At 78.4% G+C, this 14,392-nt stretch carries 16 protein-coding genes and 1 pseudogene; 3 read left to right on the plus strand and 14 right to left on the minus strand.

Annotation, left to right across the window (positions count from 1 at the left end; genetic code table 11):
* Window positions 1-46: 46 nt before the first annotated feature.
* Window positions 47-361, minus strand: a complete 315-nt coding sequence (locus tag ACRYM0_RS01365) for an acylphosphatase (RefSeq protein ID WP_432501360.1) — start codon at window positions 359-361, stop codon at window positions 47-49.
* Window positions 362-402: 41 nt separating this feature from the next.
* Here ACRYM0_RS01365 and ACRYM0_RS01370 point away from each other — a divergent pair, with 41 nt between their 5' ends.
* On the plus strand, window positions 403-864 hold the full coding sequence (locus ACRYM0_RS01370; RefSeq protein ID WP_432501362.1) for a hypothetical protein: 462 nt from the start codon (window positions 403-405) through the stop codon (window positions 862-864).
* Between the two features lie 29 nt (window positions 865-893).
* Here the strand turns inward: ACRYM0_RS01370 and mutM are convergent, their stop codons facing one another.
* The 11 genes and pseudogenes from mutM to ACRYM0_RS01425 form a co-directional block, all read right to left on the minus strand.
* Window positions 894-1,844: a bifunctional DNA-formamidopyrimidine glycosylase/DNA-(apurinic or apyrimidinic site) lyase gene (gene mutM / locus ACRYM0_RS01375; protein WP_432501364.1), complete on the minus strand. Its 951-nt coding sequence runs from the start codon at window positions 1,842-1,844 to the stop codon at window positions 894-896.
* Between the two features lie 7 nt (window positions 1,845-1,851).
* Window positions 1,852-2,601: a ribonuclease III gene (gene rnc / locus ACRYM0_RS01380; protein WP_432501480.1), complete on the minus strand. Its 750-nt coding sequence runs from the start codon at window positions 2,599-2,601 to the stop codon at window positions 1,852-1,854.
* Window position 2,602: 1 nt separating this feature from the next.
* A complete protein-coding gene (rpmF, locus tag ACRYM0_RS01385) occupies window positions 2,603-2,806 on the minus strand; it encodes a 50S ribosomal protein L32 (protein ID WP_166611797.1) in 204 nt (67 codons plus the stop codon).
* A gap of 2 nt (window positions 2,807-2,808) precedes the next feature.
* A complete protein-coding gene (locus tag ACRYM0_RS01390) occupies window positions 2,809-3,402 on the minus strand; it encodes a YceD family protein (RefSeq protein WP_432501482.1) in 594 nt (197 codons plus the stop codon).
* 211 nt (window positions 3,403-3,613) lie between these two features.
* Window positions 3,614-4,150 (minus strand): ATP synthase subunit B family protein, encoded by a 537-nt coding sequence (locus ACRYM0_RS01395; protein ID WP_432501366.1) that lies wholly within the window; start codon window positions 4,148-4,150, stop codon window positions 3,614-3,616.
* Window positions 4,151-4,152: 2 nt separating this feature from the next.
* A complete protein-coding gene (gene coaD, locus ACRYM0_RS01400; protein ID WP_432501367.1) occupies window positions 4,153-4,743 on the minus strand; it encodes a pantetheine-phosphate adenylyltransferase in 591 nt (196 codons plus the stop codon).
* A gap of 10 nt (window positions 4,744-4,753) precedes the next feature.
* Window positions 4,754-5,326 (minus strand): 16S rRNA (guanine(966)-N(2))-methyltransferase RsmD, encoded by a 573-nt coding sequence (gene rsmD, locus ACRYM0_RS01405; protein ID WP_432501370.1) that lies wholly within the window; start codon window positions 5,324-5,326, stop codon window positions 4,754-4,756.
* A gap of 31 nt (window positions 5,327-5,357) precedes the next feature.
* On the minus strand, window positions 5,358-7,007 hold the full coding sequence (locus ACRYM0_RS01410; RefSeq protein ID WP_432501372.1) for a DUF6297 family protein: 1,650 nt from the start codon (window positions 7,005-7,007) through the stop codon (window positions 5,358-5,360).
* On the minus strand, window positions 7,004-7,744 hold the full coding sequence (locus ACRYM0_RS01415; protein ID WP_432501374.1) for an ABC transporter ATP-binding protein: 741 nt from the start codon (window positions 7,742-7,744) through the stop codon (window positions 7,004-7,006). The genes ACRYM0_RS01410 and ACRYM0_RS01415 overlap by 4 nt, the downstream gene beginning before the upstream one ends.
* Window positions 7,741-9,942: an ATP-dependent DNA helicase RecG gene (locus ACRYM0_RS01420; protein ID WP_432501376.1), complete on the minus strand. Its 2,202-nt coding sequence runs from the start codon at window positions 9,940-9,942 to the stop codon at window positions 7,741-7,743. Before ACRYM0_RS01420 ends, ACRYM0_RS01415 begins: the two co-directional genes overlap by 4 nt.
* Window positions 9,943-10,029: 87 nt before the next feature.
* Window positions 10,030-11,103, minus strand: a pseudogene (locus ACRYM0_RS01425) (GGDEF domain-containing protein); the annotation flags it as partial.
* Window positions 11,104-11,323: 220 nt separating this feature from the next.
* Between ACRYM0_RS01425 and rpmB the strand changes: the two are divergent.
* Window positions 11,324-11,509 carry a 50S ribosomal protein L28 gene (gene rpmB, locus ACRYM0_RS01430; RefSeq protein WP_380137333.1) on the plus strand — a complete coding sequence of 62 codons (186 nt, stop codon included), beginning with the start codon at window positions 11,324-11,326 and terminating at the stop codon, window positions 11,507-11,509.
* Between the two features lie 109 nt (window positions 11,510-11,618).
* On the opposite strand, the gene ACRYM0_RS01435 is transcribed toward rpmB, so the two are convergent.
* Window positions 11,619-12,587, minus strand: a complete 969-nt coding sequence (locus ACRYM0_RS01435) for a thiamine-phosphate kinase (RefSeq protein WP_432501378.1) — start codon at window positions 12,585-12,587, stop codon at window positions 11,619-11,621.
* Between the two features lie 81 nt (window positions 12,588-12,668).
* Here ACRYM0_RS01435 and ACRYM0_RS01440 point away from each other — a divergent pair, with 81 nt between their 5' ends.
* Window positions 12,669-13,208, plus strand: coding sequence for a DUF3515 family protein (locus ACRYM0_RS01440; protein ID WP_432501379.1), 540 nt, complete (start codon window positions 12,669-12,671; stop codon window positions 13,206-13,208).
* Between the two features lie 25 nt (window positions 13,209-13,233).
* Here the strand turns inward: ACRYM0_RS01440 and ACRYM0_RS01445 are convergent, their stop codons facing one another.
* Window positions 13,234-14,367 carry a D-alanine--D-alanine ligase family protein gene (locus ACRYM0_RS01445; protein ID WP_432501382.1) on the minus strand — a complete coding sequence of 378 codons (1,134 nt, stop codon included), beginning with the start codon at window positions 14,365-14,367 and terminating at the stop codon, window positions 13,234-13,236.
* Between the last annotated feature and the right edge of the window lie 25 nt (window positions 14,368-14,392).

Here is a 14,392-nt window from a genome sequence, read left to right on the forward strand (position 1 = left end):
TAACTTCGCCCGGCGCCCCGTCCGGGACGCCGCGCGGTGGGCGCGCTCAGCGGGTGGTGAAGCCGGACTCCCCGCGAGCGGCGGTGCGGTGCTCCACGACGGCGGTGACCCGGCCCGGCCGGCCGTGCGCGCTGGGCTCCTCGCGCAGCCGCTCCAGCAGCTCCTCCAGCCGCTGCGCCGGACCCTCGGCGACGACCTCGACGCGCCCGTCGGTCTTGTTCACCGCCCGGCCGGACAGGCCGAGCTCGAGGGCCTGCGAGCGCGTCCACCAGCGGAAGCCCACGCCCTGCACCCGCCCGGAGACGAAGGCGGTCAGCCGCTCGGGGACCGGGGGCGTCCCGGCACCGCTGGAGGTGTCCACGACGGTCAGCGTAGGAGCGCGACGACGGGCAGGATGCCCCGGTGAGCTGGAACGGAGCCGACCTGTTCGCCACCGGGGGGCTGGAGTCGCTGCCACCCGGGTTCAGTGCGGCGGCGGGCACCTCGCCGGTGTTCGAGGGGTTCCCGGTGGCCGCCGCGGTGCGCGACGGCCTGCTGCACGTGCACTTCACCGCAGCGGCGCTGGAGCAGGTGCCCGAGTCCCTCGCCGCGAGCACCGGGGCGGAGCGGGCGCTGGCGGTCCTGCACTCGGGGACCACCGACACCTACGTGCTCGAAGCCGCCGACGCCGGGCACACGTCGCGGCTGCTGGTGATCAGCGAGGGTGGGGTGGTCGTCGACGAGGGCGCGCCCTCGCCGTACGAGGCGGCGCCGCGCCGGGATCCCGAGGAGTGGCTGTTCGGGCTCGTCGAGGAGCTCACCGGCACGTCCGTGCCCGCCCTGCCCGGCGTCGCCGAGACGTGGACGGAGCTGCGCCGGGGCTGAGGCGCCCCGCCGGGGCGCGGGCGGCGTGGTCAGGCGGCCGGGGTGCGGGGCCTCGGCTGGCACGCCGGGCAGGTGAACGACGAGCGGTTCATGAAGGCGTCGCGCCGCACCGGCGTCCCGCAGCGCGGGCACGGCCGCCCCGCCTGCCCGTACACGGCCAGGGAGCGGTCGAAGTACCCGCTGGCGCCGTTGACGTTGACGTACAGGGCGTCGAAGCTCGTGCCCCCCGCGGCCAGCGCGGCGGTCATCACCTCGCGCAACCCGGCCAGCAGCACCTCCACCTGCGCGGTGCGCAGCGTGCGGGTGGGCCGGGCGTAGTGCAGGCGCGCGCGCCACAGCGCCTCGTCGGCGTAGATGTTGCCCACGCCGGAGATCAGCGCCTGGTCCAGCAGGGCGCGCTTGAGGCCGGTGGTGCGCTCGCGCAGCCGCCGGGCGAACGCGGCGTCGCCGAAGGCGGGGTCCAGGGGGTCGCGGGCGATGTGCGCGACCGGCGCGGGCAGGGACGGGCCCCACGGAGCGCCGGGGTCCTCCCCCAGCCCGCCGGGGCCGCCGTCGGGGGTGGGCACCAGGGGGACGACGGCGAGCCCGCCGAAGGTGCGCTGGTCCACGAACCGCAGCTCCGTGCCCGCCGCGCCGGCCGGCACGTGGGAGTCGTCGAAGCGCCAGCGGGCGCGCAGGTGCTTCTCCTCGGGGGCGTCCTCGGCCTCCACGAGCAGCTGCCCGCTCATGCCCAGGTGCACCACGAGCGCCTCGGCGGCCGCACCGCGCGCCGGGTCCACCAGCGGCAGCCACAGGTACTTGCCGCGGCGCACCGCGTCGGCGAGGACGGTCCCGTCCAGGCGGGCCGCGGCGTCGGCGGGACCGGCGACGTGGCGGCGCGCCACGCGCGGGTGCAGCAGGTGCGTCTCGCGCACGCGGCGGCCGGCGACCCAGCGGGCCAGGCCGCGGCGCACGACCTCGACCTCGGGGAGCTCGGGCACGCCCCGCTCAGCCCTGCGTGCGGGCGGCGTGCGCGGCCTGCGCCTCCTGCAGGGCCTGCACGGCGCTCGCGGCGGCCTTCTGCTCGGCCTCCTTCTTGCTGCGCCCCTCGCCGTGGCCCAGGGCGGTGCCACCGACGACGGCGTCGGCGGCGAAGCTCTTGGCGTGGTCCGGGCCGGAGTCGGTGATCGCGTAGGAGGGCACGCCGAGCCCGGAGGCGGCGGTCAGCTCCTGCAGGGCCGTCTTCCAGTCGGTGCCGGCGCCCAGGCGCTCGGACGACTCCAGCACCCCGGCGGTCAGGCGCAGCACGAACTCGCGCGCGGCCTCGAGCCCCAGCGACAGGTAGGCGGCGCCGATGACGGCTTCCATGGTGTCGGCGAGGATGGAGGACTTGTCCCGCCCGCCGGTGGTCTCCTCGCCCTTGCCCAGGCGCACGTGGGCGCCCAGGTCCAGGCCGCGGGCGATCTCGGCCAGCGCGCGGGAGTTGACGACCGCCGCGCGCAGCTTCGCCAGCCGGCCCTCGGAGACGTCCGGGTGGCGGTGGTACAGGCTGTCGGTCACGACGAGACCGAGGACGGAGTCGCCGAGGAACTCCAGGCGCTCGTTGGTCGGCAGGCCGCCGTGCTCGTACGCGTAGGAGCGGTGCGTCAGCGCCTGGACGAGCAGATCGGCGTCGATGTCGACGCCGAGGGCACCCACCAGCCGGGCGACGTCACCGACGTCGCCCGGCCGGGTGGCGCGGTCCTGTTGAGCGGTCAGCTCAGAGGTCCTTGACCTTGCGGCCCTTGTACTCCAGGTACAGGGGGGTGCCGGCGGAGTCGGTCACGACGCGCGCGGTGTGCGGGCGCTGGTAGGCGACCTGGCCGCGCTGCACGGTGCGGGTCAGCGTCTCCTCGGACGCCTTCCACTGGGCGCGGCGCGACCGCGTGTTGCTGCGGGACATCTTCCGCTTCGGGACGGCCACGGTCAGCTCTTCTCTCTCGGGTCGGACGGGGTCTGGCCGGGCTGCTGCTCGAGCAGGCCCTGCAGGGCGGCCCACCGGGGGTCCGCCGGCTCTTCGGTGTCGTCGGTGCCGCCGGGCGCGCGCTCGGAGACACCGATCTCGTAGTCCTGCTGGCAGGGGCCGTCGCACTCGGGCTGGAACGGCAGCTCCAGCACGACCGCGTCGCGCACCGCGGGCTCGAGGTCGATGAGCTCGCCGGGGGCGACCTCGCGGACCTCGTCGTCGTCCTCGCCGACCTCGGCGGGCGTCTTGCCGGGGTAGGCGAACAGCTCCTGCACCTCGACCTCGACGTCCTCGGTCACCTCGGTCAGGCAGCGCACGCACTCGCCCACGGCCCGGCCGCGGACGGTGCCGGAGACCAGCACGCCCTCCATGACCGCTTCCATCCGCAGGTCCAGCTCGAGGTCGCTGCCCTCGGGGACGCCGATCACGGCGATGCCCAGGTCCGGCGGGGCCGGGACCGTGCGCCGCAGGGTGCGCATCGTGCCCGGGCGACGACCCAGCTCGTGGGTGGACAGCACCAGCGGGGCGCTGGGGTCCAGCCGACCCTCCTGCACCTTGACCACTCGTCCTGCCTCTCACGCTCGGAGCACCACGCGGGTGCTGCTTCGGAGCACCACGCAGCCCCGCCGCCCGTGGTCGTCCCCACCCTGACGGCACGGGTGCCGCGGGGGTGGTGGCGCTCACCGGCGTCGAGGCCGTGGTCAAGGGTAGCCGAGCCGGACGCCCGGTACCGAATCGCGTCCCCGGCGGGCGGCGCCGGGGCGCTCAGCCCTCCGGGGCGGGCCGCGGCGCCGGGTGCGCCCCGGCGGCCTCGCGGGCCTCCCCCTGCTCCTCGGCGACCTCCCCGTCCTGCTCGGGGGCGCGCACCTTGAGCCGGTCCCGCCCGCGGCGGGCCTGCTGCTGCAGGCGCTCCAGCTCCTCCTCGAAGTCGCCGAGCTTGCCGTCGCACCAGGCGTCGGCGTCCAGCCGCAGCCGCTTGGCCTCCTCGCGGGCCGTGGCCACGATGTGCTCGGCGCGCTCGCGGGCGGCGCGCGTGACGGCCTGCGACTCGGTGAGCTCCTCGGCCTGCGCGCGCGCCTGCGAGAGCACCCGCTCCGACTCCGCGCGCGCCGCCTCGAGGACCTCGTCGCGCTGGGCCAGCACGTCGCCGGCCTGCTGGACCTCCGCCGGCAGCAGGCGCCGCACCTCCGCGACGAGCCGGAGCAGCTGCTCGCGGTCCACGACCACGGACGACGACAGGGGCACCGCGCGCGCCCCCGACACGAGCGCGGCGAGCTCACCGAGCTTCTCGTGCACTTCCACGACTACCTGCCTCCAGAGGGTCCACCGGCCGCGCCTCGCGGCGGCCGCGGGTCATCCTCCCCCACCGCCCCGCCCAGGCGGCGCAGCAGCGCCCCGCGCACCGGCTCGGGCACCAGGCCCGACACGTCGCCGCCGTGGCGGGCGACCTCCTTGACCAGGCTGGAGGAGACGTGCTCGAAGCGGGGGTCGCCGACGAGGAACAGCGTCTCCACCCCCGCCAGGTGGCGGTTCATCAGCGCCATCGGCAGCTCGTAGGCGTAGTCGGTGCCCCCGCGCAGGCCCTTCACGACGACGCGGGCGCCCAGGCGCCGGCAGTGCTCGACGAGCAGGCCGTCGGAGAACTCCTCCACGACCACCCGCGCCGCCCGTTCGCCCCCTGCGGCGTCCAGCGCGGCGCGCACCAGGTCCACGCGCTCAGCGCCGCTGAACAGGCCCCGCTTGGCCGGGTTGACGGCGACGCCCACGTGCACCACGTCGAAGAGGTCCGCCGCGCGCAGCACGACGTCGACGTGGCCCAGGGTCACCGGGTCGAAGCTGCCGGGGCACACGCAGCGGCGCACCGCGCCGGCCGGTTCCGTGATCGCGTCGGGCACCCGCGGCACGCTAGCCGCCCGGCCCGTCGAGGTGCACCGTCCACACGCTCGTCTCCCCGTAGCGGCGACGGCGCGCCGCGGACCAGCCCTGCGGCCAGCGCGGCTCGGGGCTGCGCGCCGAGCGCTCCACCACCACCGTGGCGCCGTCCGCCAGCAGCGGGGCGAGCGCGGTGAGCACCCCGGCCAGCGCCTCCTCGTCCACGGCGTACGGGGGGTCCACCAGCACCAGGTCCCAGCCGCCGCCGTCCGCGGCGCGGGGGCCGGCGAGGAAGCGCTCGGCGCGCTCGTGCTCCACGCGCACGCCCGGCAGGCCCAGGGCGGCGGCGTTGGCGCGGGCGGTCTGCGCCGCCGCCCGCGCCACCTCCACGAGCACCACCTCGCGCGCACCGCGGCTGGCGGCCTCCAGCCCCAGGGCCCCGGACCCGGCGTACAGGTCCAGCACGCGCGCGTCCTCCACCGCCCCGGCCGCGTCCAGCGCGGAGAACAGCGCCTCGCGCACCCGGTCGCTGGTGGGCCGGGTCGTGTCCCCCGGCGGCACCCTCAGCCGCCGGCCACCGGCCGAGCCCGCCACGATGCGCGTCACCGCGCCCCCTCCCCGGCGCGCAGCGCGCGCGTCACGACAGCCGCCGCGCCCGGTGCGCGGCGTAGGCCCACCCCACCACGACCACCAGGGCCGTCACCGCCAGCTGCCCGGCCAGCGCCGGTCCCGGTGCGCCGCGGGCCAGCAGGGCCAGCAGCACCGGCAGGGTCGCCACCGCCGCCAGGTCCGGGCCCGTGGTGACCGCCGCGGCCGCGCCAGGGGAGACCGGGCCGGCCGGGGTGGCGATCGCCGGGCGGGCGAAGTCCGGGTCGGGCCGCAGGGCCCCGCGCACGGCCGCCGCCGCCCAGCCGGGGCCGGCCAGCGCGCCCAGCAGGGCCCAGGACGCCCACCCGGTGCCCGCCCCGGCGTGCACCAGGCCGGACGTGCCGGCCACCAGCGGCACCGCCACCGCCCCCCACAGCGCGCTCGCCGCGGCGACGGGCAGCCACCGCACCGCCACCAGCAGCCCGACGGAGAGCGGCAGGGCGCGCGCCGCCGCGGGAGCCAGCGCGCCGCCGCGCACCGCCTCGGCCAGCGCGGTGGCCGCCGCGTACCCGGCCGCCCACAGCAGCACCGCCGCGGCGCCGCGGTGCGCCGAGGTGCCGGCGGCCACGACGAACGGCACCAGCGCCAGCACCGCGGCCGTCGCGAGGCGGCGCGGCTGGCGGCGCAGCAGCAGCGCGTCCGCGGTCAGCACCGCACCGACCGGGCCGCGCACCCACGGCGCACGGGCCCCCGCCGGGCGGCGTCCGGGACGCACCCGCCCGGGGCCGTCGGCGGCCAGCGCCCGGCCCAGCTCGCGCACGTCGACCTGCAGCACGGACGCCGTCAGCCGCTCCAACCGCGCCGCCCCGCGCCGCAGGGAGGCGGAGGGGGTGCGACCGACGTCGCGCAGGTGGCGCCGGCCCGCGCCGGCCAGGACGAGGACGGCCGCACCTGCGGCGCAGGCGGCCGGCACCGGCAGCGCGGCGGGGGGCACGGCGTCCACCGGCGCCCCGGCCACCGCCCCGGCGGCCAGGGCCAGCACGACCCCGGCGGCGGCCGCGTCCAGGGCGGTGGCGGTGCGCAGCAGGGCCTCCACCTCCCCGCGCACGGCGAGCCCGGCCACCAGCACGTACCCCGCGGCGGCACCCGCCGCCCCCAGCAGGGCACCGCCCAGCAGCGCCGGCAGCGCCGCGGCGGTGAGGTCCCCGGCGGCGCCCAGCGCCAGCGACACCGCCCACGCCACGACGAGGGCGCCCGCCGCGGCGGCCAGCAGGGCCCGGTCCCGCAGCACCGGGCGCAGCAGCTGCTCGCGGGGCACCGGCAGGGACGCCCACCAGGCGGTGCGCGGCGCGCTCAGGCTCACCGGCCCCAGCCGGCACAGCGCCGCCAGGGCCAGCAGGAGCACGCAGCCGGCCAGGCCCGCGCAGGTCAGGACGGCCGGGAGGGTCGGCGCCGGTCCCGGCCCGCCACCGGGCGCGGCCAAGCCCCGCTGCAGGGCGCCGCGCAGCGAGGAACTGCCCCCCAGCAGCAGCAGCGCGGCGATGCCGGCCTGCAGCACGGTGGTGTAGGCGTCGGCGAGCGTGGCGCGCAGCCCGCGCGCGGAACGGGCCGGCGACGCCTCGCGCACCAGGTCGCGCCGGCCCGGCAGCGGCGCCCCGGCGGCGGGTCCGGGCAGGGCGGACACCGGCGCGGTGCTCACCGGACCGGGGCACTCACGACGCGCGCCGCCTCCTGCGCGTCGACCACCCGGCACTCGACCGCGGTGTCCGCAGCCCGCGCGGCCCCGCCCGCGGGCGCGTCGTCCACGACCACCGCGCGGTCGGCGAGGCGGCGCAGCAGCACGACGTCGTGGGTGGCGACCAGCAGGGCGGTGCCCGCGTCGCGCTCGGCGGCCAGCCGCTCGGCCAGCTCCCGGCGGCCCGGCGGGTCGAGCCGCTGCTCGGGCTCGTCGAGCAGCAGCAGCGCGCGCGGGCGCACCAGCGCGGCGGCCAGCAGCAGGCGGCGCTTCTGCCCGCTGGACAGCGACACCGGCAGCTGGTCGGCCGCGCCGGTCAGCCGCTGGCGCTCCAGCTCGGCGTCCACGACGGCCTCCGCGTCGCGCACCCCGTGCCCGCGCGCCACCAGCTCCAGGTGCTCGGCCACCGACAGCTCGCCGAACCAGGCGTCCTCGTCGAACACGGAGGCGACCTCGCGGCGGAACGCGGCACGGCGCTCGTCCACGGGCTCGCCGCGCAGCCTCACCCGGCCGGCGATGGGCTCCAGCAGCCCGGCGACGGCGCGCAGCACCGTGGACTTGCCGGCGCCGTTGGCCCCCACGAGGCACACGGCCTCGCCCGCGGCGACGCGCACGCTCACCGGTGCGCAGACCGGGCGCCCGTAGCCGACGACGAGCCGGTCCAGCTCCAGCAGCGCCGGGCCGCCGGGGGCAGCGCTCACGCCCGCTCCAGGAAGCGCTCGGTCTCGCCGCTGACGCGGTCGGCGACGGCGGCGGCCAGCGCGGGGTGGCGCTGCAGGTCGGGGTCCTCGGCGACCAGCGCGCTCGCCGCGGCGCGGGCGTCGGCGATGACGTCGGCGTCCTTGAGCACGCCCAGCAGGCGCAGCGAGGAGCGGCGGCCGGACTGCGCGGCGCCCAGCACGTCGCCCTCCCGGCGCTGCTCCAGGTCCAGGCGGGCCAGCTCGAAGCCGTCGCGGGTGGCGACCAGCGCCGACAGCCGTTGCCCGGCCGGTGAACTCGCGGCGACCTCCGTCATCAGCAGGCAGGTGCCGGGCAGCCCGCCGCGGCCGATGCGCCCGCGCAGCTGGTGCAGCTGGGAGACGCCGAAGCGGTCGGCGTCCACGACGACCATGACGCTGGCGTTGGGCACGTCCACGCCGACCTCGACGACGGTGGTGGACACGACCACGTCCACCTCGCCGGCGGCGAAGCGGCGCATGACGTCGTCCTTGTCGGCCGGGGCCAGGCGCCCGTGCAGGACCTCGGTGCGCAGGTGCGCCGTGGCGGGGTGGCGCCGCACGATCTCCACGACGTCGGCCACGGCCAGGGGCGGGCGGCGCTTCTCCCGGTCGTCGGGCGGGGGTTCGTCCCCGCCGCCGTCGTCGGGCTGCCCGCCGCGGTCGTCGCCGTCGATGCGCGCGCACACCACGTACGCCTGCCGGCCCAGGGCCGCCTCCTCGGCCACCCGCTGCCAGACGCGGTCCACCCACGTCTCGTTCTGCAGGGGGACCGCCACGGTGGTCACCTCCGCCCGCCCGGGGGGCAGCTCGTCGAGCACGGAGGTCTCCAGGTCGCCGAAGACGGTCATGGCGACGGTGCGCGGGATGGGCGTGGCGGTCATCACCAGCAGGTGCGGCACGCTGGAGGCCTTGGCGCGCAGCGCGTCGCGCTGCTCCACGCCGAAGCGGTGCTGCTCGTCGACGACGACGAGGCCGAGGTCGGCGAAGGCGACGTGCTCCTGCAGCAGCGCGTGGGTGCCGATGACGATGCCCGCCTCGCCGCTCGCGGCGGCCAGCAGCGCCTCGCGGCGGGCGGCGGCGCCCATCGAGCCGGTCAGCAGCACCACGCGGGTGGCGAGCTCGTGCCCGCCCAGCAGGCCGCCGGCGGCGAGGTCGCCCAGCGCGGCGGTGGTGGAGCGCAGGTGCTGGGAGGCGAGCACCTCGGTGGGTGCCAGCAGCGCGGCCTGCCCGCCGCCGTCGACGACGGTGAGCATCGCCCGCAGCGCCACGAGGGTCTTGCCGGAGCCGACGTCGCCCTGCAGCAGCCGCTGCATGGGCTTCTCGCGGGCGAGGTCGGCGGTGATCTCCTCGCCCACGCGGGCCTGGGCGCCGGTCAGCGGGAACGGCAGGCGCGCGTCGAAGGCGGCGGCGAGGCCGTCGGGGCGGCGCACCCGCGCCACGGCGCGCTCGCGCGCGGTGCTGGCCCGCCGCTGCGCCAGCGCGGTCTGCAGGACGAAGGCCTCCTCGTAGCGCAGGCGGCGCTGCCCGCGGGCGACGTCGGCGCGGTCGCGGGGGGTGTGCACGGCCCGCAGCGCCTCCAGCGGGCTCAGCAGCTCCGCCTGCGCGACGACCTCTGGCGGCAGGACGTCGGCCACCTGCGCGGTGGCGCCGAGCACCGTCTGCACGGCCTTGGCGATCTTCCAGCTGGGGGCCTTGCCGGTGGCCGGGTACAGCGGGATGGGGCGGTCGGCGAGCGCGCGGGCGTCCTCGGAGTCGTCGTCCAGGGGCTGGTAGTCGGGCCGGGCCAGCTGCCAGGAGCCGTTGAAGACCTCCACGCGCCCGGAGGCGAGCACCTGCCGGCCCTCGCGCAGCTGGCGCTCGTGGTGGGCGAACTGGCGCACGCTGCGCGCGAAGAACGTCAGGCTGACGGTGTCGCGGCCGTCGCCCAGCGTGACCTGCATCAGCGCGCCGTCGCGGTTGCGCATCCGCCGCGGGGGCGAGGTGCGGACCACCTGCGCCACGATCGTCACGTCGTCGCCCGCGGTCAGCTGCCGGATCGGCGTGAGCTGCCCGCGCTCGGCGTAGCGGCGCGGCAGGTGCCACAGCAGGTCGCGGACGGTCTCCAGGCCCAGCTCCTTGGCCAGCAGCGCCGCGGCGGGCGCCGGCAGCCGACCGGACAGCGGTGCGTCCAGCTCGTCCACGCCAGGAGGCTACTGCGCGCCGCCGACACGCCCCGGCAGCGACGCGGGCGGCGGTGCTCCGGGCGGCGTACCGGGTGGTGCGGACCCCGCGACGACGCGGTCGCGCCCACCGCGCTTGGCGGCGTACAGGGCCGCGTCGGCGCGCGCGAGGAGGCGCTCGGGCGTCTCCCCCGGCAGTCCGCCACCGGCGACGCCGACGCTCACGCTGAGCCGCGGACCCGGTGAGCCGTCGGGGGTGGGGACCCGCAGGCCGGCGACGGCGGCGCGGAATCGCTCCGCCGCGGCGAGCGCCAGCGGGCACGTGGCACCGAGCTCCGCCGGGGGCGGGGGGTCGGCGTGCACGAGCAGCGCCGCCAGCTCGTCGCCGCCCAGCCGGGCCACGACGTCGCCGGGGCGGCAGACCGCGCGCAGCTCCCCGGCGACCGTGCGCAGCACCGCGTCGCCGGCGGCGTGCCCGTGCTCGTCGTTGACCTCCTTGAAGCGGTCGACGTCGACGAGCACGAGCGCGCCCACCGACCCCTCGCGCAGGTGCCGGGCCAGGGCGTCGTCGAACGCCCTGCGGGTGGCCAGGCCGGTCAGCCCGTCCTGCCCCGCCTCGGTGCGCAGGTCCTCCAGCAGGGCCGCCTGCCGGTCCCGCGCGCCGGAGACCATGGCCGTGACGACCGCTGCGGTGACCGCCCACGCCGGCGTGTCGCGGCCCACGAGCCCGGGTCCGGCCAGGACGAGCAGCAGGGTGACCTGCGCGGCCAGGCAGGTGGCGGCCACCGCCCACGCCGCCGCCCGCCGCAGGTGGTAGGCGGCGTAGATGGCCGGCCACCACAGGAAGACCTGCGCGCTGGCACTGGTGTCGACGGTCACGAGGTCCAGCGCGAGGATCTCGGCGACACCCACCAGCACCAGGGCGACGGCGCTCCAGCCGGGCACCCGCCGCGGGGCCAGCGCGGGCACGGCGCTGAGGGCCGCCAGGAGCGCGGCGGCGGCGACGGAGGCCGGCAGCCCCCAGCGGCTCCCGTTCGTGCTGCTGGGGACCAGCAGCGCGCCCAGGACCATGTACAGCGCCCCGAACAGCGCCAGCGCACCGGCCGCGCGGGTGCCCGCGGCTCCGTCGCGGGGCGCCCACCAGGGCTCCCCGCTCCGGTCGGGACGGGTCCGCGCGGGCACGAGTCACCATCGGGTGCCGGGGCGTCCGGCTGGAGGGTCGCGGGGCGGATCCGCCGCACGGGGGTCTGCCGGAGGGGTTCCGGAGGGGTTGAGGCGCCGGTTCGCCCGCACCCGCACGGCTCGGCTATGGTGGACGGCGGTGTCCGGGCCTCTCCGACACCGGTCGGCGCCCCCACCGGGGTCGTCGCCCCTCCACCCCTCACGACCCCAGGAGTACCCCGTGGCTGCCAACTGCGACGTCTGCGCCAAGGGCCCTGGCTTCGGCAAGAGCGTCTCGCACTCGCACCGGCGCACCAACCGCATGTGGCTCCCGAACATCCAGCGGGTGCGGGCCACCGTGAACGGTTCGCCGAAGCGGCTCAACGTGTGCACCTCCTGCCTGAAGGCGGGCAAGGTCACGCGCTGACCCTTCGCGCACAGCACGAGCCCGCGGGGCCGGTCCGCTCGGACCGGCCCCGCGGCGCGTCCGGGGCGGGGTCCGCCCCGCTCCCCCGGGCCGGCCGCGCCCCGGGCCGCTAACGCCCCCGGAAGTGGTCCCAGCCCGAACCCGCACCCGACCACGGCTCACCGTCCACCAGGACGCTGGGCGCCCCCGCGAGCACCCGCCCGACGGCGCGGAAGCCCTCCGGCGCCCGCGCCCCGGCCGGGAAGCAGGCCAGCAGCCCGTGGTCCTCGCCGCCGGTGAGCACCCACGACCGCGCCGTGGCGGGGTCGGCACCGGTGGCCGCGGCCAGGGCGCCGGCGGACCCGGCGAGCACGGTGCCCTCCAGGTGCAGGTCGAGGACGGCCCCGCTGGCGGCGGCGATGCGGCCGGCGTCGCGCAGCAGCCCGTCGCTGACGTCCATGAGGGCGCTGGCGCCGGCGTCGGCGGCCGCCGGCCCCAGTTCGACCGGCGGGACGGGCCGGCGGTGCGCGGCGAGCAGGTCGGGCACGGAACCGGGGCCGCGCAGCCGCCCGGCGCGCAGCAGGTCCAGGCCCGCCGCCGAGCGGCCCGGCGGCGGGCCGGCGAGCGCCACCACGTCGCCCGGCCGGGCTCCCGAGCGCAGCACCGGTGCGCGCCCGGCGAGGTCGCCCAGGGCGGTGACGGCCACGACGACCTCCGAGGCGCCGGACAGGTCGCCGCCCACGACGACCGCCCCGAGGGCGCGGCAGGCCTGCGCGACGCCGGTGGCGAAGTCCTCCACCCAGGCCACGTCCAGGTCCCCGGGCAGGCCGAGCGCCACGAGCAGCCCCGTGCAACCGGCCCCCATGGCGGCGACGTCGGCGACGTTCTGCGCCACGGCCTTCCAGCCGACGTCGGCGCCGGTGGACCAGTCGCGGCGGAAGTCGCGGCCCTCGACCAGGACGTCGGTGGTCGCCACGACCCGGGCGTCCGGGGCGGCCACGACCGCGGCGTCGTCACCGGGGCCCAGCAGCGCCCGGGACGGCAGCAGGGGCAGCACCCGGGTCAGCAGCTCCGACTCGTCGAGGTCCCCGACCCGCACCGATGCTCCCGCCCGCCCGCGCCGGCGGGCCCGGCGGACCCGCCCCGCGCCCGGTCGCGCGGCCCGGCCACACTAACGGCGATGCCCGCTCCCGGACCGCCGCCCCCGCCCCGGGCCCCCGCGCCTCGGCGGGGCGCCTCGCGCACCCGGCAGCGCGTCGCGGTCGCGGTCGCGGTGAGCGTGCTGGTGGGCGCCTCGGCGTGGGCGTACCGGAGCGGCAGCACGGGCGTGGAGGCGGCTCCGGCCGGCACGGACCCGGCGTGCGAGCGGCTGCTGCAGGCGCTGCCGGACGTCCTGGAGGGCTTGGCACGCAGCCCGCAGGGCGCCGCGGGGGTGGCCGTGTGGGGCGAGGAGCAGGTGGTGCTGCGCTGCGGGGCGGCGGTGATCGGTCCCACGACGAAGCCGTGCCTGCCAGTGGGCCCGGACGAGGCGAGCACCGTGGACTGGGTGCAGGACGCGCGCAGCGACCGGGCCGTGCGCTTCCTCACGTACGGGCGCGAGCCGGCCGTGGAGGTCACCGTCCGCTACGGCGGCCGGCTGGCCGAGGCGAGCGCCACGGCCCCGCTGGTGGACCTGGCGGCGGCGGTGTCGGCGATCCCGCAGGCGCGCACCTGCGTGTGAGGGCGCGCGGGGGGCGCCGCGCGCCTCAGCGCAGGCCGGTGGGGCGCCGCAGCGCCAGCTGCAGCAGGTGGTCCACCAGCTCCGGGTAGTCCACACCCGTGGCCGCCCACATGCGCGGGAACATCGAGTGCGGCGTGAAGCCGGGCATCGTGTTGATCTCGTTGACGACGACGCCGTCCTCGCCGCGCTCGGGGTCGACGAACAGGTCGACGCGGGCCAGGCCCTCGGCCCCCATGGCCTCGAAGACGCGCACGGCGGTGCGCCGCACGACGGCGACCACCTCGGCGGGCAGGTCCGCCGGGCACGTCAGGCGCACCCCGGCGGAGTCGAGGTACTTGGCCTCGAAGTCGTAGAAGTCGTGGCCGCCGACGACCTCGACCTCCCCGGGCACGCTGGTGCGCGGCTCGCCGCCGGCCAGGTCCTCCAAGACGCCGCACTCGATCTCGCGGCCGTTCACGGCCGCCTCCACGACGACCTTGGGGTCGTGGGCGACGGCCTCGGCCACGGCTGCGGCCAGCTCGGCGGGGCCCTGGACCCGGGAGATGCCGATGCTGGAGCCGGCGCGGGCCGGCTTGACGAACACCGGGTACCCCAGCGCCTCCACCTCGGCGCGGCAGCCGGCCTCGTCGGCGGCCCAGCGGCGGGCGTGGAAGGAGGTCCAGGGACCCACCCGCAGCCCGGCGCCCTCCAGCAGCACCTTCATGGCCTGCTTGTCCATGCTGACGGCGGAGGCGAGCACCCCGGAGCCGACGTAGCGGGTGTCGGACAGCTCCAGCAGCCCCTGCAGGGTGCCGTCCTCGCCGAAGGGGCCGTGCAGCAGCGGCAGGACCACGTCGACGCGCTGCAGGGCGGCCACGCCGGTGGGCGGCTCGTCGAGGGTCTGCAACGCGCCCTGGGAGACCTCCTGGGCGAGCGCGACGCGCGTCCCGGCGGCGGGCACCTCGGGCAGCTTGCCGTCGGTGAGCGCGAACAGCGAGGGGTCGTCGGGCACGAGCACCCAGCGCCCGGCGCGGGTGATGCCCACGGGCACCACGTCGTAGCGCTCGCGGTCGATCGCGGCGAGCACGCCCGCCGCGGTCACGCAGCTGATGGCGTGCTCGGAGGAACGGCCGCCGAAGAGGACGGCGACGCGCGGCTTGGCGCTGACCTGGGTGCTCATCGGCGGGCACCCTACCGGCGGTGTG

Origin of the sequence: Kineococcus arenarius subsp. arenarius (genome assembly GCF_050871845.1) — a bacterium.
GTDB lineage: Bacteria > Actinomycetota > Actinomycetes > Actinomycetales > Kineococcaceae > Kineococcus.

Coding starts and splice junctions, on each gene's coding strand:
- ACRYM0_RS01445 (WP_432501382.1), bottom strand. CDS start 14,367: ATGAGCACCCAGGTCAGCGCCAAGCCGCGCGTCGCCGTCCTCTTCGGC.
- ACRYM0_RS01440 (WP_432501379.1), top strand. CDS start 12,669: ATGCCCGCTCCCGGACCGCCGCCCCCGCCCCGGGCCCCCGCGCCTCGG.